This window comes from Curtobacterium poinsettiae, from assembly GCF_047226435.1.
Lineage (GTDB): Bacteria > Actinomycetota > Actinomycetes > Actinomycetales > Microbacteriaceae > Curtobacterium > Curtobacterium poinsettiae.
Genome location: NZ_CP178434.1, coordinates 1,154,071 through 1,176,214 on the forward strand (window position 1 = coordinate 1,154,071; position 22,144 = coordinate 1,176,214).

At 71.1% G+C, this 22,144-nt stretch carries 21 protein-coding genes; 13 read left to right on the top strand and 8 right to left on the bottom strand.

Features of this window, described 5'->3' with window-relative positions:
- Positions 1–38 precede the first annotated feature (38 nt).
- From ACL00U_RS05405 to ACL00U_RS05415, 3 genes are read right to left on the bottom strand one after another with little or no spacing between them, the layout of a single operon-like run.
- Entirely contained in the window at positions 39–308 is a 270-nt protein-coding gene (locus tag ACL00U_RS05405; RefSeq protein WP_412873910.1) for a protealysin inhibitor emfourin, read from the bottom strand.
- A 29-nt stretch (positions 309–337) separates the two neighbouring features.
- Positions 338–1,387 carry a M4 family metallopeptidase gene (locus ACL00U_RS05410; protein WP_042538460.1) on the bottom strand — a complete coding sequence of 350 codons (1,050 nt, stop codon included), beginning with the start codon at positions 1,385–1,387 and terminating at the stop codon, positions 338–340.
- A 60-nt stretch (positions 1,388–1,447) separates the two neighbouring features.
- A complete protein-coding gene (locus ACL00U_RS05415; protein ID WP_412873911.1) occupies positions 1,448–2,524 on the bottom strand; it encodes a glycoside hydrolase family 6 protein in 1,077 nt (358 codons plus the stop codon).
- 183 nt (positions 2,525–2,707) lie between these two features.
- Between ACL00U_RS05415 and ACL00U_RS05420 the strand changes: the two genes are divergently transcribed.
- The 3 genes from ACL00U_RS05420 (at position 2,708) to ACL00U_RS05430 (ending at position 4,467) form a co-directional block, all read left to right on the top strand.
- Complete coding sequence (locus ACL00U_RS05420) at positions 2,708–3,157, top strand: VanZ family protein (protein WP_017885936.1); 450 nt, start codon at positions 2,708–2,710, stop codon at positions 3,155–3,157.
- Positions 3,158–3,257: 100 nt separating this feature from the next.
- Positions 3,258–3,527, top strand: coding sequence for a 30S ribosomal protein S15 (rpsO, locus tag ACL00U_RS05425; RefSeq protein ID WP_017885935.1), 270 nt, complete (start codon positions 3,258–3,260; stop codon positions 3,525–3,527).
- A gap of 322 nt (positions 3,528–3,849) precedes the next feature.
- On the top strand, positions 3,850–4,467 hold the full coding sequence (locus tag ACL00U_RS05430; RefSeq protein WP_262118530.1) for a CE1759 family FMN reductase: 618 nt from the start codon (positions 3,850–3,852) through the stop codon (positions 4,465–4,467).
- A 160-nt stretch (positions 4,468–4,627) separates the two neighbouring features.
- Here the strand turns inward: ACL00U_RS05430 and ACL00U_RS05435 are convergent, their stop codons facing one another.
- Positions 4,628–5,830, bottom strand: coding sequence for a hypothetical protein (locus tag ACL00U_RS05435; protein ID WP_159557753.1), 1,203 nt, complete (start codon positions 5,828–5,830; stop codon positions 4,628–4,630).
- 281 nt (positions 5,831–6,111) lie between these two features.
- Here ACL00U_RS05435 and ACL00U_RS05440 point away from each other — a divergent pair, with 281 nt between their 5' ends.
- Complete coding sequence (locus ACL00U_RS05440) at positions 6,112–8,391, top strand: polyribonucleotide nucleotidyltransferase (protein ID WP_259552115.1); 2,280 nt, start codon at positions 6,112–6,114, stop codon at positions 8,389–8,391.
- A 125-nt stretch (positions 8,392–8,516) separates the two neighbouring features.
- Here the strand turns inward: ACL00U_RS05440 and ACL00U_RS05445 are convergent, their stop codons facing one another.
- Together ACL00U_RS05445 and ACL00U_RS05450 are read right to left on the bottom strand one after the other, a co-directional pair.
- Positions 8,517–9,044 carry a YbhB/YbcL family Raf kinase inhibitor-like protein gene (locus ACL00U_RS05445; RefSeq protein WP_042538454.1) on the bottom strand — a complete coding sequence of 176 codons (528 nt, stop codon included), beginning with the start codon at positions 9,042–9,044 and terminating at the stop codon, positions 8,517–8,519.
- Positions 9,045–9,324: 280 nt separating this feature from the next.
- The gene (locus ACL00U_RS05450; RefSeq protein WP_056071287.1) at positions 9,325–9,972 is read right to left on the bottom strand and encodes a TetR/AcrR family transcriptional regulator; all 648 of its coding nucleotides are present in this window, start codon (positions 9,970–9,972) and stop codon (positions 9,325–9,327) included.
- Between the two features lie 251 nt (positions 9,973–10,223).
- Here ACL00U_RS05450 and ACL00U_RS05455 point away from each other — a divergent pair, with 251 nt between their 5' ends.
- Complete coding sequence (locus tag ACL00U_RS05455; protein ID WP_159557755.1) at positions 10,224–11,558, top strand: M16 family metallopeptidase; 1,335 nt, start codon at positions 10,224–10,226, stop codon at positions 11,556–11,558.
- Positions 11,559–11,566: 8 nt separating this feature from the next.
- On the top strand, positions 11,567–12,169 hold the full coding sequence (locus ACL00U_RS05460) for a histidine phosphatase family protein (RefSeq protein ID WP_017885928.1): 603 nt from the start codon (positions 11,567–11,569) through the stop codon (positions 12,167–12,169).
- Positions 12,170–12,218: 49 nt separating this feature from the next.
- Here ACL00U_RS05460 and ACL00U_RS05465 read toward each other — a convergent pair whose 3' ends face one another.
- A complete protein-coding gene (locus ACL00U_RS05465) occupies positions 12,219–12,740 on the bottom strand; it encodes a GNAT family N-acetyltransferase (protein ID WP_412873912.1) in 522 nt (173 codons plus the stop codon).
- Between the two features lie 23 nt (positions 12,741–12,763).
- Here ACL00U_RS05465 and ACL00U_RS05470 point away from each other — a divergent pair, with 23 nt between their 5' ends.
- Together ACL00U_RS05470 and ACL00U_RS05475 are read left to right on the top strand one after the other, a co-directional pair.
- A complete protein-coding gene (locus tag ACL00U_RS05470) occupies positions 12,764–13,510 on the top strand; it encodes a 4-hydroxy-tetrahydrodipicolinate reductase (protein ID WP_031259197.1) in 747 nt (248 codons plus the stop codon).
- Between the two features lie 14 nt (positions 13,511–13,524).
- The gene (locus ACL00U_RS05475) at positions 13,525–13,989 is read left to right on the top strand and encodes a tetratricopeptide repeat protein (RefSeq protein ID WP_412873913.1); all 465 of its coding nucleotides are present in this window, start codon (positions 13,525–13,527) and stop codon (positions 13,987–13,989) included.
- Positions 13,990–14,008: 19 nt separating this feature from the next.
- On the opposite strand, the gene ACL00U_RS05480 is transcribed toward ACL00U_RS05475, so the two are convergent.
- Positions 14,009–14,923 carry a TIGR01777 family oxidoreductase gene (locus ACL00U_RS05480; RefSeq protein WP_412873914.1) on the bottom strand — a complete coding sequence of 305 codons (915 nt, stop codon included), beginning with the start codon at positions 14,921–14,923 and terminating at the stop codon, positions 14,009–14,011.
- Positions 14,924–14,961: 38 nt separating this feature from the next.
- On the opposite strand from ACL00U_RS05480, the gene ACL00U_RS05485 reads away from it, so the two are divergent.
- The 5 genes from ACL00U_RS05485 (at position 14,962) to ACL00U_RS05505 (ending at position 22,142) form a co-directional block, all read left to right on the top strand.
- Positions 14,962–15,792 carry a thymidylate synthase gene (locus ACL00U_RS05485; RefSeq protein WP_159557761.1) on the top strand — a complete coding sequence of 277 codons (831 nt, stop codon included), beginning with the start codon at positions 14,962–14,964 and terminating at the stop codon, positions 15,790–15,792.
- A complete protein-coding gene (locus ACL00U_RS05490) occupies positions 15,792–16,292 on the top strand; it encodes a dihydrofolate reductase (RefSeq protein ID WP_071252357.1) in 501 nt (166 codons plus the stop codon). The genes ACL00U_RS05485 and ACL00U_RS05490 overlap by 1 nt, the downstream gene beginning before the upstream one ends.
- 125 nt (positions 16,293–16,417) lie before the next feature.
- Entirely contained in the window at positions 16,418–17,395 is a 978-nt protein-coding gene (gene dapA / locus ACL00U_RS05495) for a 4-hydroxy-tetrahydrodipicolinate synthase (RefSeq protein WP_017885921.1), read from the top strand.
- Positions 17,396–17,444: 49 nt separating this feature from the next.
- Positions 17,445–19,121 carry a ribonuclease J gene (locus ACL00U_RS05500; protein WP_017885920.1) on the top strand — a complete coding sequence of 559 codons (1,677 nt, stop codon included), beginning with the start codon at positions 17,445–17,447 and terminating at the stop codon, positions 19,119–19,121.
- A gap of 96 nt (positions 19,122–19,217) precedes the next feature.
- The gene (locus tag ACL00U_RS05505) at positions 19,218–22,142 is read left to right on the top strand and encodes an FtsK/SpoIIIE family DNA translocase (RefSeq protein ID WP_214584614.1); all 2,925 of its coding nucleotides are present in this window, start codon (positions 19,218–19,220) and stop codon (positions 22,140–22,142) included.
- Positions 22,143–22,144 lie beyond the last annotated feature (2 nt).

Here is a 22,144-nt window from a genome sequence, read left to right on the forward strand (position 1 = left end):
CAGGAGGCGCGGTGCGGGTCCGCCACGCGCCTCCCGGCTCAGGTCGGGTCGCCCTCGGACCGCACCCGCTCGACCAGGTCGGCCCACGGTCCGTCCAGGCGGCGGCCGGGGATGGTCACAGTGGTGCGCTCGACGGTGATCGTCCAGCTGAAGTCGTCGGGGACGGGCGCAGCGGTCGGCGCCGGGGTGCGCCGCAGCGCGTCGACCACGTCGGACCACGCCGCGGGGTCGCTGCTCGCGTCGGTGTCGACCCGCCAGCGCCGTGTGGTACCGGCGAAGCCCCCGGAGCGGCGGACCTCGATGCGCATGGCCCCGACGCTACGCCCGGGACGGGTGCTCAGTCGAGCACGCCCACCCGCTGCCAGGCCTGACGGACCGCGATGTGCTCGGTGGAGCCGTCCCCGAACCGTCGTACAGCAGCGTCGACGGTGACGGTGGCGAAGCCCGCGAAGTCGATCGAGGCGGTCACCTCGGGCGAGGTCAGGGCGTCCCACCAGACGGCGCCGGCTCCCTGCCACGCGGGCCCACCGATGGCGGTGGCCGCCAGGAAGAACGCGTGGTTCGGGATGCCCGAGTTGGTGTGCACCCCGCCGGCGTCGTCGGTGGTGACGACGAACCCGGCCATGGTCGCCGGTTGCGGGTCCTTGCCGAGCACCGGATCGTCGTAGGCGGTTCCTGGCGCCCGCATCGAGCGGAGCGCGTCGCCCTGCACGGCGTCGGTGAACAGCCCCTCGCCGATGAGCCAGCTGGCCTGCTCGGCCGTCTGACCCGCCGCGTACTGGGCGACGAGGGAACCGAACACGTCGCTGATCGACTCGTTCAGGGCCCCCGACTGCCCCTGGTAGGTCAGGTCGGCGGTGTACTGCGTGACACCGTGCGCGAGTTCGTGGCCGATGACGTCGAGGGCGATGGTGAAGCGGCGGAACACCTCGTCGTCGCCGTCGCCGAACACCATCCTGCTGCCGTCCCAGTAGGCGTTGTCGTAGTCCTGGCCGTAGTGCACGGTGGCGTCGAGGGGGAGCCCGGCGCCGTCGATGGACACCCGGTCGAACACCTCGAGCCAGAAGGCGTGCGTGGCGCCGAGGCCCGCGTACGCCTCGTCGACCGCGGTGTCGCCGGTGTCGGCGTCGCCCTCGTGCCGGACGAGGGTGCCGGGCAGCGTCGTGGTGCCGTGCGCGTCGGTGATGGTGCGCTGCGGGGAGCGATCGACGGTGCCGCTGAGGCTGCGCGGCGCGACCAGGTGCTCGTGCTTCGGCGCCTGCACGGTGTCGAGCGAGGCCAGCGCGGTGCGTGCCGCCGAGGCCGCACGGGGGAACGCGTCGGCATCGGCGACGGCGCGGAGCAGGTAGGGCGGGACGACGGAGCGGATGCGGTCGGTCGCGGTCATGCGCTCATGCAACCACCGGGCACCGACAGCCCTGCGCTGCCGGTTGCCGGGTGGTGGCCGTCAGTCGCGCTTGCGGTGCTCGACGAGGGCGAGCGCGTACGACTCCCACCACTGGCCGGCGGCGGGGCCACCGTTGCAGGTGCCGTCGCTGAGCCCCGGCGTCTTGACCCAGAGCAGCGCGTCGAGCCGGGTGCTCCCGCCGGTGACGTGCGGCTCCTGGCCGAGGCCCGCGCCCTCGGGGTTGCACCAGGTGCCCCGCCACCCCTGCCCGTTGCGGGAGACGTCGATGACGAAGTGCGGGTCGCCACCGACCGCGTCGGCGAGCTCGTCGGCGTACGCGCGCTCCTGGTCGACCCGGTAGAAGTTCGACACGTTCGTGAAGAAGCCCTGCACCTCGTCGATGCCGGCCTGCCGCAGCCAGTCCGCCATGGTCGCGGTCGGCACGCGGTTCTCGTTGCCGCCGTCCAGGTACACGGTGAGCCCGTGACCGGTCAGTGCGTCGACGGCCTTCCGCAGCAGGGGCAGACGTTCGTCGCGCAGCCGTTCGCAGTTCTGGATCTGCGCGATCGAGTCGGGTTCGACGAGCACGACGGCGTGCGAGCCGGCCATCGCACGGACGGCGGACCGGACCCACGGCAGGTAGGCGTCGTCCTCGGTGCCGCCCTTCGAGTAGCTGCCGCAGTCGCGGTCGGGGATGCTGTACAGGACGAACACCGGGGTGCCGCCACGTTCCTTCGCGGTGGCGACCACGGACCGGATGGTCGACCGGGTCTCGGAGCGCGAGGTGTTCGTCAGCCAGGTCGCGATCGGCTGGTCGGCGATGACCGCGATCTGCTCGGCGGTCTGGGCGTCGCCCTCGGCCCGGGCCTGGCGCTCGCGGATGCCGGCCTGGTTCGCCGCGGTCGGCTGGCGCGCGAGTCCGCCGGGGAACGCCTCGGCCGCGGACTTCCGCTCGGACACGGCTCGCCCGCTCGGGGTACGGTCGCCGTCCGGCGGGCCACCGTTCCAGGGGCCGACGACCACGAGCGTCGTCACGACCGCGGCGACGACGACGGCCGCCGCGGCGATCCACCCCCACTGCCGCAGTCCGCCGGTGCGGTTGCGGAGGGGGGTGCTGGGTGCCTCGTGCTCCGGCATGCTGCGGTGCTCCCTGATCTGCCCGTGCGGTGTCGGTGGTGCGGGCAGCGGTCGTGCCCGGACCCATGCTGACAGGTGCGGGGGAGTCCTGACCAGGGCCGAGCCGCGATCGCCCAGGAGTCGCACCGCCCGCTGACAGGAGCGCTCCAGCGACCGCGCAGGACCGTGCTCCACACTGTGCGGATGTTCCGTCGACTCCTCCTCCTCGCCCTGACCGCGGGCTACGCCTGGGTGATCTGGCGGATGACGCTGACCCCGCAGGTCTTCACCTCGGCCCAGAACTCGCTCGTGCTGCACGCGATCGCGTGGGTGCAGCAGCTGCCGCACGGTGCCTGGTTCACGTACGAGCGCACCGAGTTCCTCGCCAACATCGCGATGTTCGTGCCGGTCGGCATGCTCGCCGCGCTGTGGCTGCCCCGTCGCTGGTGGATCCTCGGCGCGCTCGTCGCGGTGGCGCTGTCCACGGGCATCGAGTTTGCCCAGGCCACGTACCTGCCGTACCGCGTCGCGGACCCGCGCGACGTGCTGTCGAACGGTCTCGGCGGGCTGCTCGGCGCGACCCTGGTCGGACTCGTCCGCAGCCTGTTGCCGGACCGTCGCCGCCGACGCCGTCTGCAGCCCAGGACCGCGTAGGACTCTGGTAGTCTTGGGCGGTTGCCGTCGAACGGCCGCGGACAAAGAGCGCTCGTGCATCAGGCACGGGCACCGCGCAACGGACAGGAAGGGGATCACCATGGCACTTGACGCACAGGTCAAGCAGGAGATCATCGAAGAGTACGCGACCCACCCGGGCGACACCGGATCCCCCGAGGTCCAGGTCGCCGTTCTGACGCGTCGTATCAACGACCTGAACGAGCACCTCAAGGAGCACAAGCACGACCACCACTCGCGTCGTGGCCTGCTGCTCATGGTCGGTCAGCGTCGTCGTCTCCTCGGTTACCTCTCCGACGTCGACATCGCCCGCTACCGCACGCTCATCGAGCGCCTCGGCCTGCGTCGCTAGTCGACCGGACACGCGCTTGACCGAACGCCCCGGTCCTCTCCACGAGGACCGGGGCGTTCTTCGTTCCCGGGGCGGGCGTCGCGCGCCGGGGTCCGCTCCGTCGGCGCTCCCGCTCGGACCGGTCACGACACGTCGCCCGCGCTCGTCCCGCGGTCACGACTCGTCGTATCCCGCGGTCTGACTCGACACTTCGTGACCGATCGGCGGTCAGCGCGCGGGGAGTCGTGACCGACCAGCCGCCGGTCGGACGACGGGAATGGTTGCGAGGGGAGCCCGGTTGGATGCTATGTTCATGCAAACGCATCGAAAGTCGGGAAGCATCATGACCACCATCGCCGTCGTCTCCGCTGGACTCTCCGAGCCCAGCTCCACCCGCCTGCTCGCCGACCGTCTGGGCGAGGCGGCCGTGTCCTCGCTCGTCGCCGAGGGCACCCCCGCACACGTCGTGCACGTGGAGCTCCGGCCGCTCGCGCACGAGATCACCGACGCGATGCTGACCGGGTTCGCCGCACCCGCACTCTCCGCCGCCATGGCCGCCGTGGTCGAGTCCGATGCCGTCGTGTTCGTCACGCCGATCTTCACCGCGGGCGTCAGCGGACTCGCCAAGTCCTTCCTCGACGTGCTCGACAAGGACTCGATGGCCGACATGCCCGTCCTGCTCGGTGCCACCGGCGGGACCTCGCGGCACTCCCTGGCGATCGACCACGCGCTGCGACCCGTCTTCGCGTACCTGCGCGCGGCGATCGTCCCCACCGGGGTGTTCGCCGCGACCGACGACTGGGGGACCGACGGCGACTCGGCCGCCCTGGACGGTCGCATCCGCCGGGCCGGAGCCGACCTGGCCTGGGCGATCCGGGCCTCCAGGCGGGCGCCGCAGGAAGCCGACGCGCTCCCCGCGACCCCGGACTTCGCGAGCCTGCTCGGCGGCCTCGGCCACTGAACAGGTGCCGAGACGCCGTCGTGTCCGCGAGACGCCGCCGAATCCGGCGGCGTCTCGTGCGTTCGCCGGCGTCTCAGCAAGACGCCGGCGTCTCAGTGAGACTGCGGCGTCTCAGCAAGACGACGGCGTCAAGCTGCGCTGCAACCGACCTGCCCGGCGATCAGTACCAGTGCGGGTTGACACTCATCTCGTGCCCCCACGCCCCGCAGGGTGACCCGTAGGCGCTCTTGATGTAGGCGAGGCCCCAGTTGATCTGCGTCGCGGCGTTCGTCCGCCAGTCGGCACCGGCCACCGCCATCTTCTCGGCAGGGAGTGACTGGGGGATGCCGTAGGCGCCGCTCGAGGCGTTCAGGGCGTTCGCCCGCCACCCGGACTCCTGCGTCCACAGGGACACCAGGCACGAGAACTGGTCGTCGCCCCATCCGTAGGACGCCAGGGCCCCGCGCGCGTAGGCCTGGGCGCCGGCCGGGTCGACGACGACGCCGCCGGTGCTCGGGTACGACGTGCCGGAACCGCCGCCGGGGGCGCTGCCGCCACTGCTGCCGGGGGTCGGCGTGTTCGCTGCCTCGGCCGCCGCCGCTGCTGCCCGCTTGCGCTGCTGCTCCGCCTTCTGTGCGGCGACCCGCTGGCCGAGCTCGTACCCGGCTTCCTGCTTCGCGGTGCTGTCCTTGAGCGACGCGAGCTGCGCGTACAGCTCGTCGCTGTGGTGCTCCGTCGACTCGACGGCGGCGTCCGCCACCTGTTCCGCCGACTTCGCCGCGGCCGATCGTTCCTCGGCTGCCTGCGCACGCGTCGCGCGTTCCGTCTCGGCCCGCTCGGCCTGCTCGTGCAGCGACGAGGCGGTGCCGGCAGCGACGGACGCGTCGTCCATCACGCCGGACCAGGTCTCAGAGAGCTGGTCGAGCGCACCGAGCTGGTAGAGCAGCTGGTCCGGGTTCTTCGCGGTCGCGATCCGGGTGGTCATCTGGTTCGTGCTGCCGTCGCGGTACAGGTTCGCGGCCAGCTGGCCGGCCCGCTGCTGGGCCCGCTCCGCCGTCTGGCTCGCGTGCTGCGCCTGGGCCTGGAGGCTCGTGGCGGCCTGGGTGGCCGACGCCAGCTCCGTCTCGGCCGCGTCCGCCTTCGACGAGGCCACCAGGGCGGCCTGCGACTTCGCGGCCGCTTCGTCCTGCGCCGACTGCAGCGCGGCCTGCACCTTCTGCACCTCGGCCCGCTTCGCGGTCTCGTTGCCCTTGGCGCGCTGGACGTCCTGCCAGGTGGGGTACTCGGTGGCGTTGGCGGGCACAGCGGTCAGGGTCGGGGCGACGAGCGCGCCGACGACCACGGCGGCCGCGACGAGCACGCCCCGTGAGGGGGTGAGACGCATGTCGGCAGGCTACCGATGTTCACCAGGAGTCCAGCGAGCCGCGCCGCCGACAGCCTGAGGACTGGTAAAGTCCATCGTGTCCGAGGACTCATTCCCCGGACGTCACACACAACACTGCGCAGGCCGGGCACGGAGCTGGTCATCGGTGGTGGCTCGCGGGCCGGAACGGTTTCCCGAGTGCTTCTACTGCTGGCCAGACATGCGTCCGGAACGATCGGCGCGCACGCACCATCGAGTGCCGTCGCCACGGCCTGCCGGAAACACATCAAGGAGGCGCCCTTTTGGAGGGTCCCGAGATCAAGTTCGCCGAAGCCGTCATCGACAACGGCAAGTACGGCAAGCGCACCGTCCGGTTCGAGACCGGTCGGCTCGCTCAGCAGGCCCAGGGCGCGGTCGCCGCGTACCTGGACGAGGAAACGATGCTCCTCTCGGCCACCAGCGCCGGCAAGCACCCGCGTGAAGGATTCGACTTCTTCCCGCTGACCGTCGACGTCGAGGAGCGTTCCTACGCCGCCGGCAAGATCCCCGGTTCGTTCTTCCGTCGCGAAGGCCGTCCGTCGACCGAGGCCATCCTCGTCTGCCGTCTGATCGACCGGCCGCTGCGTCCGTCGTTCGTCGACGGCCTGCGCAACGAGGTCCAGATCGTCATCACCGTCCTGAGCATCGCTCCGGACGAGTTCTACGACGCGCTGGCCATCAACGCCGCGTCCGCGTCGACGCAGATCTCCGGTCTGCCGTTCTCCGGCCCGATCGCCGGTGTGCGCCTCGCGCTCATCGGTGACCAGTGGGTCGCGTTCCCGAAGGCCTCGCAGCTCGCCGACGCCGTGTTCGACCTGACCGTCGCCGGCCGTGTCGTCACGGACGAGGCGGGCAACGAGGACGTCGCGATCATGATGGTCGAGGCGGAAGCCACCGAGCACGCCTGGGACCTCATCCAGGGCGGCGCCACCAAGCCCGACGAGGCCATCGTCGCCCAGGGTCTCGAGGCGGCCAAGCCGTTCCTCAAGTCCCTCGTCGACGCCCAGGCCAAGCTCGCCGCGCAGTCGGCCAAGGAGATCCAGGACTTCCCGGTCTTCCCGCCGTACGCTCCCGAGGTCTACTCGGCCGTTGAAGCCCTCGCGCTCTCCGAGCTCGGTGACGTCTACAAGATCGCCGCCAAGACCGAGCGCCAGGACGCCGACGACGCGCTCAAGTCGCGCGTCAAGGCTGCCATCGCCGAGCAGGTCGCCGCAGGCTCGCTGCCCGAGGTCGCCAACTCGCAGGTCGGTGCCGCGTACAAGTCGGTCACGAAGAAGGTCGTCCGCGGCCGCATCCTGACCGAGCAGATCCGCATGGACGGCCGCGGCCTCGCCGACATCCGTCCGCTCGACGCCGAGGTCGCCGTGATCCCGCGCGTTCACGGTTCGGCGATCTTCCAGCGCGGTGAGACGCAGATCCTCGGTGTCACCACGCTGAACATGCTCAAGATGGAGCAGCAGATCGACTCGCTGTCGCCCGTCACGAAGAAGCGCTACCTGCACCACTACAACTTCCCGCCCTACTCGACCGGTGAGACCGGCCGTGTGGGTTCGCCGAAGCGTCGCGAGATCGGGCACGGCTTCCTCGCCGAGCGCGCACTCGTGCCGGTGCTGCCGTCGCGTGACGAGTTCCCCTACGCCATCCGCCAGGTCTCCGAGGCGCTCAGCTCCAACGGCTCGACCTCGATGGGTTCCGTCTGCGCCTCGACCCTGTCGCTGCTCAACGCCGGTGTGCCCCTCAAGGCCCCGGTCGCCGGCATCGCGATGGGCCTGGTCTCCGACACCGTCGACGGCCAGACCCGCTACGCGGCCCTGACCGACATCCTCGGTGCCGAAGACGCGCTCGGCGACATGGACTTCAAGGTCGCCGGTACCTCGGAGTTCGTCACCGCGATCCAGCTCGACACCAAGCTCGACGGCATCCCGTCGACGGTGCTCGACGCGGCGCTCAAGCAGGCCAAGGAGGCCCGCTCGGCCATCCTCGGTGTGCTGAACGAGGCGATCGACGCCCCCGACGAGATGGCGGACACCGCTCCTCGCGTGATCTCGGTGCAGATCCCCGTCGACAAGATCGGCGAGCTGATCGGCCCGAAGGGCAAGACGATCAACGGGATCCAGGACACCACCGGTGCCGACATCTCGATCGAGGACAACGGCACCGTCTACATCGGCGCCGTCGACGGTCCGTCGGCCGAGGCCGCTCGTGCCCAGGTCAACGCGATCGCGAACCCGACCAACCCGGAGATCGGGGACCAGTTCCTCGGCACCGTCGTGAAGATCGCCACCTTCGGCGCCTTCGTGTCGCTGCTCCCGGGCCGTGACGGTCTGCTCCACGTCTCCGAGGTGCGCAAGCTCGCCGGTGGCAAGCGTGTGGAGAACGTCGAAGACGTGCTCGGCGTCGGCCAGAAGGTCCTGGTCGAGGTCACCAAGGTGGACGACCGCGGCAAGCTGTCGCTCGCGCCGGTCGTCGCCGACGAGACCGAGGGTGACTCCACCTCGGCCGAGACGGTCCGCGCCCACGCCGAGGACCCGGCCGAGGGCTGATCCTCTCTCGCGTCCTGACGCACGAACGGCCGCCGTCCCTTCCGGGGCGGCGGCCGTTCGCCGTTGCGGGGCGTGCGTGCGGTGGGCGCGAAAGCTCGCGGCGCGGTGCGCGGTGCGCGTACCCGTCAGGCGGCGGGGGTCTCCTGCGTGCCCATGAGCTGCGCGCGACCGAGCAGGTGCCCACGGAGCATGAAGCCGACGACCGCGGGGGTCGCGTCGGCCGGCGCCTCGAGCACGGGGACGTCGAGGGCACTCAGCGTGAAGAAGTACCGGTGCGCGCCGTGACCCGCGGGCGGTGCAGCGCCGAGGAACGTGTCCGTGCCGAACTCGTTGCGGCGGCGGAGGGCCTCGGCGGGCAGCAGGGCGTCGTCGGTGCCGGCACCGGCGGGGAGCGAGGTCGCCGAGCCCGGGATGTCGGTCAGGCTCCAGTGCCAGAAGCCGGAGCCGGTCGGGGCGTCGGGGTCGTACACGGTCAGGACGAAGCTCTTCGTGCCCTCGGGTGCGTCCGACCACTCGAGCGCGGGGGAGCGGTCCTCGCCACCGGCGTCGGAGCCGCGCGCCGAGGTGGGCAGCGCACCGCCGTCGGCGAAGTCGGGGCTCGTCAGGGTGAAGGACAGGACATCGGGCAGGTTCCAGTTGGGGTCGTTGGCCATGCCCCCAGCCAACACCCGCCGGCCGGGCCTGCGCTCGGGACGCGCGTGGGGCTGTGGGAGTTCGCACAGACGGCCTGGAGGCGCGGTGCGGGGCCGCCACGGGCCTCCCGTCCGCCCCGCGGTCACCTCGACCGCGCTGCGGAAGCGACAGATCTGCGTCCCGCGGGTGCGTCCGTGCCGCGAAGCCGACAGATTGCCGCGAACTGTTCGCGGTGATCTGTCGCTTTCGCGACAGCGACAGCGACAGCCGACAGCGACAGCGCTGGCGACGAGTCGGGTGTCAGACCGCGAGCACCCGGTCGACCACGCGGTTCAGCGCCGCGGTGGCAGCGATCGCGTCGCCGGCGTAGGCCCCGGCCATCGCACCGTCACGCGCGAGCATGAGCTCGTCGGCGCCGTCGCCGGGCAGGGGGTGCCCGGCGTCGTGCAGCAGGGTCGCGAGGCGCTCGGTGTACCAGTCGCGGTGCACGGCGACGACCTGGCGGACCGGGTCGCGCGGGTCGTGGTACTCGGCGGCGGCGTGCAGGAACGCACAGCCGCGGAAGGCCGGGTCGTTGACGTCGTCGGCCAGCGCGGCGACCCACGCTCGGACAGCCCGCTCGGGGGAGCCGGCGTCGGTGATGAGCTGCTCCATCCGCTCCTGCACGCGCTCGTGCTGGGTCCGGATGTAGGCGAGGATCAGGTTGTCCTTCGACCCGTAGTGCTTGTAGAACGTCGCCTTCGTGACGCTCGCCTCGGAGATGAGGCGGTCGACGCCGACGCTGTGGATGCCCTCTTCGTAGAACAGCCGCGTGGCGGTCTCGAGGACACGGACCTTCGCGCCGCCGGAGCGGGGAGTCGGGGGGACGCTCGACCCGTCCGGCGACGCGAGGTTCGTGCTCGGGCCGGGGAGACGCTGGACGGCCGGTTGGGGGGAATCGACCGTCACAGCGTGTACTCCTCGGACTCATCGGCTCCGCGACCGGAGTGGGGGGACTCGGTGGTCGCGCAGGACTGATGTCCCGAGCCGCCGGATCGGAACTTAGGGGGGCTTTCGATCCGGCGTGGCCAACTGTAGCACAAGGAGGACAGACAGACGAGTCGGTCTGTCCGCACTTCCTGTACCCCACTTCGAGTGGCACGTGGCCCGGACCGGGAAACTGGGCGGCACGCGTCGGCGGATCAGTAGGCTCGTCTGCGATGAACCAGCCAGTGCCACTGCCGCTCGGGGCCCCGGACACGTCGTTCCTGACGTCCGGTGGGGCCTTCGTCCGTCGCACCGTGTTGCCGTCGGGCGTCCGTGTGCTCACCGAGGCGGTGCCGGGCGCCGCGTCGACGAGCATCGGGTTCTGGGTCGGCGTCGGTTCACGTGACGAGCGCGACGGTCAGTTCGGCTCGACGCACTTCCTCGAACACCTGCTCTTCAAGGGCACCGAGACGCGGTCGGCGCTCGACATCGCCATCGCGTTCGACTCGGTCGGCGGTGAGCACAACGCCGCGACGGCCAAGGAGTACACCTGCTACTACGCACGGGTCCGGGACACCGACGTCCCGATGGCCGTGAACGTCATCGGTGACATGGTCACCGGGTCGGTGCTCGAGCACGAGGCCTTCGCCGTGGAGCGCGGTGTCATCCTCGAAGAACTCGCGATGGCCGCCGACGACCCGGCCGACGTCGCGGGCGAAGCGTTCTTCGCCGCGGCGTTCGGCGGGCACCCCCTCGGCCGTCCGATCGGCGGCACCCCGGACAGCATCCGTGCGGTCCAGCGCGACGAGGTGCTGGCGCACTACCGCGAGCACTACGCGCCCAACGGCATCGTCGTCACCGCCGCCGGTGCCGTCGACCACGACCGGTTCTGCGAGCTCGTCGCCGGCGTCTTCCACGACGCTCCCGACGCCGCGCCGCTGCCGCGCCGCACGCCCCAGACGGTTGCCGACCCGGTCGAGCCGAAGCTGTCCGTGGTGCACCGCCCGACCGAGCAGGTCAGCATGCTCCGCGGCTCGCAGGGTCTCGACCTGCGCGACGACCGCCGGCCCTCGCTCAGCGTCCTGAACGCCGTGCTCGGCGGCGGCATGAGCTCGCGCCTGTTCCAAGAGGTCCGCGAGCGCCGCGGTCTGGCCTACGCGGTGTCGTCGTTCGCTCCCGCCTACCTGGACAACGGTGCCTTCGGCGTCTACGCCGGCTGCGCGCCGGACAACGTCGCCGGTGTCGTCGACATCGTCGACGCGGAGTTCCGCCGGATGGTCGACCTCGGGATCACCGACGACGAACTGCGGCGGGCGAAGGGGCAGATCGAGGGTGCGCTGACGCTCTCGCTCGAGGACTCCGACGCACGCATGACGCGTCTCGGCCGTTCCGAGCTCGGCACGGGGGAGTACACCGACCTGTCGACCGCGCTCGAACGCGTGGACGGCGTCACCACCGGCGGCGTGCTCGAACTCGCGCGCGACCTGCTCACCCGGCCGACGATCACCTCGGTGGTCGGCGCCGTGCAGCAGGACGAACTCGCCGCGGCCATCGGGATCGGCAGCTGAGCACGGACATGTCGCACTACCTGTACCTCGTCCGCCACGGCGAACACCAGGACGCCGAACACGGCCTGCGGGACGGCAAGCTCTCCGAACGCGGCAAGCGTCAGGCGACCCTGGTCGCCGACCGTCTCGGCGGCGTGCCATTCGACGGCGTGTACCACTCGCCGCTCGAGGCCCCGAGCGAGACCGCCGCGTTCCTGTCGCAGCGTCTGCCGTCGATCCAGCCGGAACCCTCGACGCTGCTGTTCGACTGCATCCCCTCGGGCCCGACGCCGGACATGCCGCACGCCTACCAGGGCTGGTACGGCGGCATCACCGAAGAGGAGATCGTCGCCGGGCAAGCCCAGATGGGCGACGCCGTGTCGGAGTGGTTCACCCCGGCGCGCGAAGACCGGCACGACCTGCTCATCACGCACAACGCCGTGATCGGCTGGTTCGTGCGTGAAGCGTTCCAGGCGCCCGAGTGGCGCTGGATGGGCACCAACGTCGCGCACACCGCGCTCACGATCATCCGGATCCGCTCGGCGAAGCCGGCCGAGGTCGTCACGCTGAACGACCTGGCCCACCTGCCGGTGGAGCTGCGCACCGGGCTGCCGGTCGACCAGCCCGTCTAGCGGCCGCCGGTCCGGTTCGCGGTGGCGCGGCCGGGAGGCCCGTGGCGGCTCAGGCGTCCGGCCCGCGGCCCGTCCGGGTCGGGGCCACCGCCTTGCGGTACCAGGCGGTCGCGTTCGGGTTGTCGTTGAACGGCTCGACGCGTTCGTAGCCGCGGCTGCGGTACAGGGCGGCCGCGGCGACGAGTGAGTCGTTCGTGTCGAGGACGATGCTCGTCGCGCCGAGGTCGGCACCGGCCCGCTCGAGCAGGTCCATCACGGCCGTCGCGACCCCCTTGCCGCGCCCGGCCGGTGTCACGAAGACGTGCTTGACCTCGAACCGGACGTCGACGGCGCCGGTCGCGTCCACCCCGTCCGCGATCCGCCGGAGCCCCCCGCACCCGATCGCGACGCCGCCGTCGTCCGCCAGTGCGAAGACACCGTTCGGCGGCGTGAACTCGGCCGCGGGGGTGCGCTTCCGTGCGTAGGTGCCCTGCGCGCTCGGGAACGTCGCCTCGCGCTCGTCCAGGTACGCGTCGAGCAGGACGTCGACCTCGGGCAGATCGGCCGGCACGGTCCTGACCTCGACTGACATGCGTCGATCCTAGGATGGACCGCATGGTCACTCCCGTCGCCGTCGTCGGCGCCACCGGTCGTCTCGGGGGCCTCGTGGCCGCCGTCGTCGAGGAACTCCCGGAGTTCGAGCTCGTCGCCCGTCTGTCCTCGAAGGACGGCGCCCACCAGGCACCCCCGTCCGTCTTCGGCGGCGCGGCCCTGGTGGTCGACGTGACGGTGCCGTCGCTCAGCCCGGCGATCGTGGAGAACGCACTGTCGAGCGGCGCGAACGTGCTCGTCGGTACCTCCGGCTGGTCGCTCGACCGCCTCGCGAAGCTCCGCACCGGGCTGCAGGAACGCCCGGAGCAGGGGGTGCTCGTCGTCCCGAACTTCTCGATCGGCTCGGTGCTCGGCACCCACCTGGCGACGATCGCGGCGCCGTGGTTCCCGGCTGCCGAGATCGTCGAGACCCACCACGCCGGCAAGATCGACTCACCCTCGGGCACCGCGGTGCGCACGGCGGAGCTGATGGCCGACGCCCGGCGCGATGTCGGGCCGGTGGACGCTCCACACGTCGACCAGCGCGCCCGTGGTCAGCAGGTCGCCAGTGTGCCCATCCACTCGCTCCGGCTGCCCGGGGTGAAGGCCGTGCAGGACGTCGTGCTGAGCGGCCCCGGCGAGACACTGACGATCCGGCACGACACCAACGACGACGTCGCCTACGTGGCGGGCATCCGTGCGGCGCTCGCGAACGTGGTGTCGGCGCGGGGGCTCACCGTGGGCCTCGGCAGCGTCCTCGGCATCGGCTGAGGGTCGTGGGCCGCATGGAGCGGGCCGGACGCACGATCCGCTCGCCGTTCTGGGGTGCAGCACTGATGGCGGTGCTGCTCGCCCTGTACATCGTGCTCGTCGGACAGCGCGCCGTGGCCTTCATCGCCACCGGTATCCCGATCGGCATCGGCATCGGTGTCGCACTGTTCGTCGTCGCCGCGATCGGCGCGCTCCTGCTCGTCCTGGAGTTCCGCTTCGGCATCCGCATCACGCGGCTCGGCGCACGGCTCGAGGCCGAGGGCGGCACACCGGACGACGTCGTCCCCGTGCGGCCGTCGGGTCGTCCGATCCGCGACGCCGCCGACGAGCTGTTCCCGCGGTACCGCGACGCGGTCGAGCAGGACCCGGTCGACTGGCGTGCCTGGTACCGGCTCGGTGTGGTCTACGACGCCGCGGGCGACCGCAAACGTGCACGGTCGGCGATGCGCACCGCCCTGGCGCGCGCCGCCGACCGCTGACCCCCGGTCTGCCGTCCGATCAGAAGACGGCGTCGATCGCGTCCGCAGCCTGCGTGTACCGGAACGTGTAGCCGGACTCGAGCAACTTCGTGGGGACCATCCGCTGGCTCGACAGGAGCATGTCGTCCGCGGCGTCCCGCAGCGCCAGGCGCAGGGCGAACTCGGGGATCCGGAACAGGTAGGGGCGGTGCAGCACCTCGGCGACGTGCTCCGTGATGCGGTCGGCGACGACCGGCTCCGGGCCCGCCAGGTTGACCGGGCCGGAGACGTCCGGCGCCGCGGTCGCCAGGTGCACGATCGCGCCGACCTCGTCCTCGAGGGCGATCCAGGGCCAGTGCTGGCCGCCGGTGCCGAGTCGGCTGCCGACGCCGAGCTTGGTCAGCGGGACGAGGGGTGCGAGCGCGCCGCCGCCCTTGCCGATCACGATGCCGGTCCGGAGCGTGATGACCCGGACCCCCGCGGGGGCGGCGTTCGCGGCCGACTCCCACGCGGTGCAGACGTCGGCGAGGAACCCCGTGCCCGGGGCGGCGTCGTCGGGCAGCACGTCGGCCGGACGGTCGCCGTACACGCCCGAGGCCGAGCCCGACAGGAACAGCGCCGGGGGAGTGGTCGCGTGCCGCATCGCCTCGACCAGGGTGTCGGTGGCGTCGATGCGTGAGCTGCGGATCTCCTTGCGGTACGCGTCGGTCCACGGCAGCTTGCCGATGTTCGCGCCGGCCAGGTTGATCACGACGTCGGCGCCGTCGAGGATCGCCGGGTCGAGCGGACGTCGCCCCGGTGCCCAGCGGAACTCGGTCGCGGTGCGGGCTTCCCGGCGCACGAGCGTGGTGACGTGGTGCCCCGCCTCGCGCAGGGCGCGGACGAGTGGGGTCCCGATGAAGCCGGACGAGCCGGCCACCAGGATCGAGAGCGGTTGTTCCGTCGTGTCGGGCATACCGGCAACGCTACTCACACCGACGTAGGCTTCTGTGTGTGACCGACAGCGAGACCGTACAGCCCGACGCTTCCGTCCCGACCCCCTACGAGGACCTGCTCCGCCGGGTCCTGACCGAGGGCTCGCCGAAGGGCGACCGCACCGGCACGGGGACCCGCAGCCTGTTCGGTGCACAGCTCCGCTACGACCTGTCGAAGGGCTTCCCGCTCGTCACCACGAAGCGCGTGCACTTCAAGTCGGTCGCGTACGAGCTCCTCTGGTTCCTGCGCGGCGAGGGCAACGCGACCTGGCTGCAGGAGCACGGTGTCCGGATCTGGAACGAGTGGGCGGACGCCGACGGCGACCTCGGCCCGGTGTACGGCGTGCAGTGGCGATCCTGGCCCACCCCCTCGGGTGAGCACGTCGACCAGATCGCCCAGGTCATCGAGCAGATCAGGACGAACCCGGACAGCCGTCGGCTCATCGTCTCGGCGTGGAACGTCGCCGACGTGCCGGACATGGCGCTCGCCCCGTGCCACGCGTTCTTCCAGTTCTACGTGAACGACGGCAAGCTCTCGTGCCAGCTCTACCAGCGGAGCGCCGACATGTTCCTCGGCGTCCCGTTCAACATCGCCTCGTACGCGCTGCTGACCCACATGATCGCGGCGCAGACCGGGCTCGAGGTCGGTGACTTCGTCTGGACCGGCGGCGACTGCCACGTCTACGACAACCACGTCGAACAGGTCGAGGAGCAGCTGTCCCGCACGGCGTACCCGATGCCGACGCTCGAGCTCGCCCCGCGCGACTCGATCGACGACTACGAGTACGAGGACTTCACCGTCGTCGGCTACGAGCACCACCCGGCGATCAAGGCCGCGGTCGCCGTCTGATGATCGGCATGGTCTGGGCCCGCTCGACCACCGGCGTCATCGGTGCCGACGGGGGCATGCCCTGGCACGTGCCCGAGGACCTGGCGCACTTCAAGCGGGTCACCGGGGACGCGACCGTGCTCATGGGGCGGCGCACGTGGGAGTCCCTGCCCGAGCGGTTCCGGCCCCTGCCCGGTCGGCGCAACGTGGTGCTCACCCGTGACACGACGTGGACCGCCGACGGTGCCGAGGTGGTGCACGACCTGCAGGCCGCGCTCGAAGGCGACGACGGCACCGACGAGACCGTCTGGGTCGTCGGCGGCGGCCAGGTCTACGCCGCGGCGCTCGACCGTGCCGATGTCGTCTCCGAGACCGTGATCGACGTCGACGTCCCCGGCGACACCGTCGCACCGACGCTCGACGAGACTGCCGGTTGGACGCTCACCGACGAGGGCCCGTGGCAGGAGTCCCGCAACGGCGGCACCCGCTACCGGTTCCTGGAGTGGCAGCGCCGCGCCTGAGCGCCCCCACGCGCCGGGCGTGACCGGCGGGACGGACGTGATCCGGGCCTCCCGGCCGCGCCGCAGGCAGGCGACCGTCCACACGGACGGCGGCCTCCGCGCGCATCCCCGGTACGCTGGTGCCCGTGTCCCCGCGTGAGAATCCCTTCGGTCAGGTCCTCGTCGCCCTCGTGACCCCGTTCACGGCCGACGGTGAGGTCGACTGGCCCGGCGTCGAGCAGCACATCGACGACTGCATCACCGCCGGCGCCGACGGCATCGTCGTCACCGGCACGACCGGCGAGACGTCGACGCTCACCGACCCGGAGAAGCTCCGGCTGGTCGAGGTCGGCAAGTCCGTGGCCGCCGGCCGCGCGAAGATCATCACGGGTGGTGGCTCGAACGAGACCGCGCACGCCATCCACCTGTACAAGCAGAGCGAGAAGGCCGGCGCGGACGGCGTGATGATCGTCACGCCGTACTACAACAAGCCGACACAGTCGGGTGTCCTCACCCACTTCCGGATGATCGCGGACGCCACCGACCTGCCGGTGATCCTGTACGACATCCCGGGCCGCACCGGCATCCCGATCACCTACGACACGATCCTTCGCGCGTCGAAGCACCCGAACATCCTCGCCGTGAAGGACGCCAAGGGCGACTTCGCCGAGGTCTCGCGCGTGCTGAACAACACCGACCTCATGTACTTCTCCGGTGACGACACGAACGTGCTCCCGCACCTGTCGATCGGTGCCACCGGCCTGATCGGCGTGACGGCGAACATCACGAGCGCGCCGTACCGCACCATCGTCGACGCCGTGAACCGGGGCGACCTGGCCACCGCGACGGCCGAGCACAAGCGACTCGAGCCGCTCGTCCGCGCCGTGATGACGCACGTTCCCGGTACCGTGGCCGCCAAGTACATCCTGCACGGGCTCGGCCGCATCGGCAGCCCGCGCGTCCGACTGCCGCTCGTCGGCCCCGAGGACTCCGAGGCGTACGCCATCGAGACCTCACTCGAAGCCGTGCGCGACGTGCCCGGCGCCGACTTCTCGAACTTCCGCCCCGACCGCAACGCGGCGGCCGGCGGTGCACTACCGAAGGTGCCAGGCACCACCCGCTAGCGAACACCGCGGCGCGCAGCACGCACGTCGCCCGAATCCGTAGGACCGAATGCCCACACAAGTCTCCACACCGCAGCCGCTCGAGAACGGCACCCTCCGCGTGATCCCCATCGGGGGCCTCGGCGAGATCGGTCGCAACATGACCGTCTACGAGTACGAGGGCAAGCTGCTCATCGTCGACGCCGGCGTGCTGTTCCCCGAGGAGCACCAGCCCGGTGTCGACCTGATCCTGCCGGACTTCACGCCGATCCGTGACCGCCTCGACGACGTCCTCGGTGTCGTGCTCACGCACGGCCACGAAGACCACATCGGCGCGGTCCCGTACCTGCTGAAGCTCCGCGACGACATCCCGCTGATCGGCTCCACGCTGACCCTCGCGCTCGTCGAGGCGAAGCTCAAGGAACACCGGATCAAGCCGTACACGCTCGTCGTGGCCGAGGACCAGACCGAGCAGATCGGCCCGTTCCACCTCGAGTTCGTCGCCGTGAACCACTCCATCCCGGACGCCCTCGCCGTCGCGATCACGACCCCGGCCGGTCGTGTCCTGCACACGGGTGACTTCAAGATGGACCAGCTCCCGCTGGACGACCGGATCACCGACCTCCGCGCGTTCGCCCGTCTGGGCGAGGCCGGCGTCGACCTGTTCCTGCCGGACTCCACGAACGCCGACGTGCCGGGCTTCACCGCTCCGGAGCGCGACATCGGCCCGGTGCTCGAGAACATCATCATGCGCGCCCGCAAGAAGGTCGTCGTGGCGAGCTTCTCGTCCCACGTGCACCGCGTGCAGCAGGTCCTCGACGCCGCCGCGGCCGCGAACCGCAAGGTCGCGTTCATGGGCCGCTCGATGATCCGCAACATGACGATCGCCGCCGACCTCGGTTACCTGCGGGTGCCGGAGAACGTGCTCATCGACACGAAGAAGGCGAAGAACGTCCCCGACGACCAGATCGTCTACATGTCGACCGGGTCGCAGGGTGAGCCGATGGCCGTCCTGGCCCGCATGGCGAACCTCGAGCATCAGATCGAGATCGGCGAGGGCGACACCGTCATCCTCGCGTCGTCGCTCATCCCGGGCAACGAGAACGCCGTGTACCGCGTGATCGACGGGCTGACCAAGCTCGGCGCGAAGGTCGTGCACAAGGGCAACGCCAAGGTGCACGTCTCCGGACACGCCTCGGCCGGCGAACTGCTCTACTGCTACAACATCCTGCGACCGCGCAACGTGCTCCCCGTCCACGGCGAGCACCGTCACCTGTACGCGAACGCCGACCTGGCGATCCAGACGGGCGTCCCGCCGCGCAACGTGATCCTCGGTCAGGACGGCATCGTCGTCGACCTGAAGGACGGCGTCGCAACGGTCGCCGGCCAGCTCGACATCGGCTACGTCTACGTCGACGGCTCCACCGTCGGCGAGATCACCGACGCCGACCTGAAGGACCGCCGTGTCCTGGCCGAAGAGGGCTTCATCTCGGTCTTCTGCGCGGTGGACTTCACCACCGGGCAGTGCGTGATCGGCCCGGAGATCCAGTCGCGCGGCTTCGCCGAGGACGACTCCGTCTTCGACGACGTGCGTCCGCAGATCGCCAAGGCGATCTCCGAGGCCGCAGCCAACGGCACGCGCGACTCGCACGCCTTCGCGCAGGTCGTCCGTCGCACGGTCGGTCGTTGGGTGAACACGAAGCACCGTCGTCGTCCGATGATCGTCCCGGTGGTCATCGAGGCCTAGCCTCCGTCCCCACCCTGGAGGCCCGTCCAGCGTCCGTCACGGACGCTGCGGCGGGCCTTCCTGCGTTTGTCCTGAGCGGGCGTTAGGGTTCTGCCCATGGCCGGAGGCACCAAGTCGACCACGCGCTCGCGCGCGTCCACGTCGTCCCGTGGCAACGGGACGCGCGGTTCGTCGCGCACCCAGGCCACGACGAAGAAGCTGCCGCAGGCCGCACCCACGCCGGTGTTCCGCGAGCAGAACCCGCTCGTGACCTTCTGGCTCGCGATGGCGCACGGCGTCGGCGCGATGTTCCGGCTGCTCGGCAAGGAGACCCTCGAGAAGGACCAGCGGCGCGACGGGTTCCCGTTCCTGCTGTTCCTGCTGGCCATCGCCGGCGGGGTCGTCGAGTGGCTCAACCCGACCAACAGCGTCTCCGTCGCACTCGACGCCTACACGTTCGGCGGGCTGTTCGGCCGCCTGGCATTCGCCCTGCCGGTCATCATGATCGTGTTCGCCGGGTGGCTGTTCCGGCACCCGGCCTCGGTGCACGACAACACCCGGATCGGCATCGGTCTGGGCATCCTGATCGTCTCCATCGCCTCGCTCTGCCACGTCTTCGGCGGCCGACCGAGCGCGGCCGACGGCATGCCCGCGCTCGCTGCCGCCGGTGGGGTGCTCGGCTGGGTGGTCATCGGCTGGCTCGTCACGATCGCGACCGCGTGGGTGGCCGTGCCCGTGGCGATCGTGCTGCTCGTGCTCTCGCTCTTCATCATCACCAAGACGCCGCCGAACAAGCTCGGTCGCCGGCTGCACGAGCTCTACGCCTACCTGTTCGGTGCCCCGGCGCCCGCTGCCGAGCCGGACGCGGACGCCGCCGCCGCGGCGGAGCCCGCCGCCCGCACCCGCACCTCGAAGCGCGGCAAGAAGGGCGACGCCGACTTCCAGCTGTTCGACGACCTCGGGTTCGGTGACGAGCAGGCCGCTGCCGACGCCGAAGCCGGCGGCGACAACGTGCCGTGGTGGCGCCGCAACAAGTCCGGACGCGAAGAGGACCCGGCGTACGACAGCCCGGTGCTCCCGCCGGCCACCGGTGTCGCGCCCGCTGCCGCGCCCGTCGCGCCCGCTGCTCCCGTCGCCCCCGTTCCGAGCCCGAACGCCGGTGCCGCCGCAGGGCTCGTCGACCTGACACCGGCCGAGCCCGCGTCGGTCAACCTCAACGACTCCGTCGAGCAGGACCTGCAGGACGCCGAGCAGGCCCTCCGCGCGTTCGGCACCGACGTCCCCGCGCGCCCGGAGCCGACCGCCGACATCCGTCCCGCGGTGCCCGAGGTGCTGTCCGAGCCCGAGGTCGTCGACGAGCCCGAGGACATCGACGCCGCCGCCGAGCTGAGCGCGGCCGCCGCCGGGCCCGACGACGACCCGTCGAAGCCGTACCGACTGCCGGCCGCCACCACCCTGAGCTCCGGCACGCCCTCGGTCGCGCGCAGCCAGGCGAACGACGACATCGTCGCCGCCATCACCGGGGTGCTCACCGAGTTCAAGGTCGACGCGAAGGTCACCGGGTTCTCCCGCGGGCCGACGGTCACCCGGTACGAGATCGAGCTCGGCCCGGGCGTCAAGGTCGAGCGCGTCACGGCCCTGTCGAAGAACCTGTCGTACGCGGTCGCCTCGAACGAGGTCCGCATCCTGTCGCCGATCCCGGGCAAGAGCGCGATCGGCGTCGAGATCCCGAACACCGACCGCGAGATCGTCTCGCTCGGCGACGTGCTGCGCTCGAACGCCGCGCGCAAGTCGAAGCACCCGATGACGATCGGCGTCGGCAAGGACGTCGAGGGCGGCTTCGTCGTCGCGAACCTGGCGAAGATGCCGCACCTGCTCGTCGCCGGCTCCACCGGTTCCGGCAAGTCGGTGTTCATCAACTCGATGATCACGTCGCTGCTGATGCGCGCGAAGCCGTCCGAGGTCCGCATGGTCCTGGTCGACCCGAAGCGCGTCGAGCTCTCGATCTACGCCGGCGTCCCGCACCTCATCACCCCCATCATCACGAACCCCAAGAAGGCAGCCGAAGCGCTGCAGTGGGTCGTGAAGGAGATGGACATGCGGTACGACGACCTGGCGTCGTTCGGGTTCCGCCACGTCGACGACTTCAACAAGGCGATCGAGAACAACGAGATCGTCCTGCCGGCGGGCAGCGAGCGGAAGCTCAAGCCGTACCCGTACCTGCTGGTGGTCGTCGACGAGCTCGCCGACCTGATGCTCGTGGCACCGCGTGACGTCGAGGAATCGATCGTCCGCATCACCCAGCTCGCCCGCGCCGCCGGCATCCACCTGGTGCTCGCGACGCAGCGGCCCTCGGTCGACGTCATCACCGGCCTGATCAAGGCGAACGTGCCGTCGCGCATCGCCTTCGCGGTGACGAGCGTCACGGACTCCCGCGTCATCCTCGACCAGCCCGGCGCCGACAAGCTGATCGGTCAGGGCGACGCGCTCTTCCTGCCGATGGGTTCGTCGAAGTCGCTCCGCGTGCAGGGCGCCTGGGTGCAGGAGGGCGAGGTCGCCGAGGTCGTCCAGCACGTCACGCGGCAGGCCCAGCCCGAGTACCGCCAGGACGTCCAGGCCGTGGTCGAGCGCAAGGAGATCGACGCCGACATCGGCGACGACCTCGAACTGCTGCTCGCGGCCGTCGAACAGGTCGTGTCGACCCAGTTCGGTTCGACGTCGATGCTGCAGCGCAAGCTCCGCGTCGGCTTCGCCAAGGCCGGTCGCCTGATGGACCTGATGGAGTCGCGCGACATCGTCGGACCGTCCGAGGGCTCGAAGGCCCGCGACGTCCTGGTGACCGCCGACCAGTTGCCCGCGGTGCTCGCGAAGCTCCGCGGCGAGGAGCCGCCCGCCGCGGCCGCTCCGGCAGCGCCGGCACCGACGCCGTCCGGCGACGGTGACCGGTACGGTGCCGACCCCGTCGGGGACATGACCCGCGGGTACGATGAAGTCCACGACGAGCCCGATGAGGACGCGTGGGGACTGACGGGCAGGGAGTGACG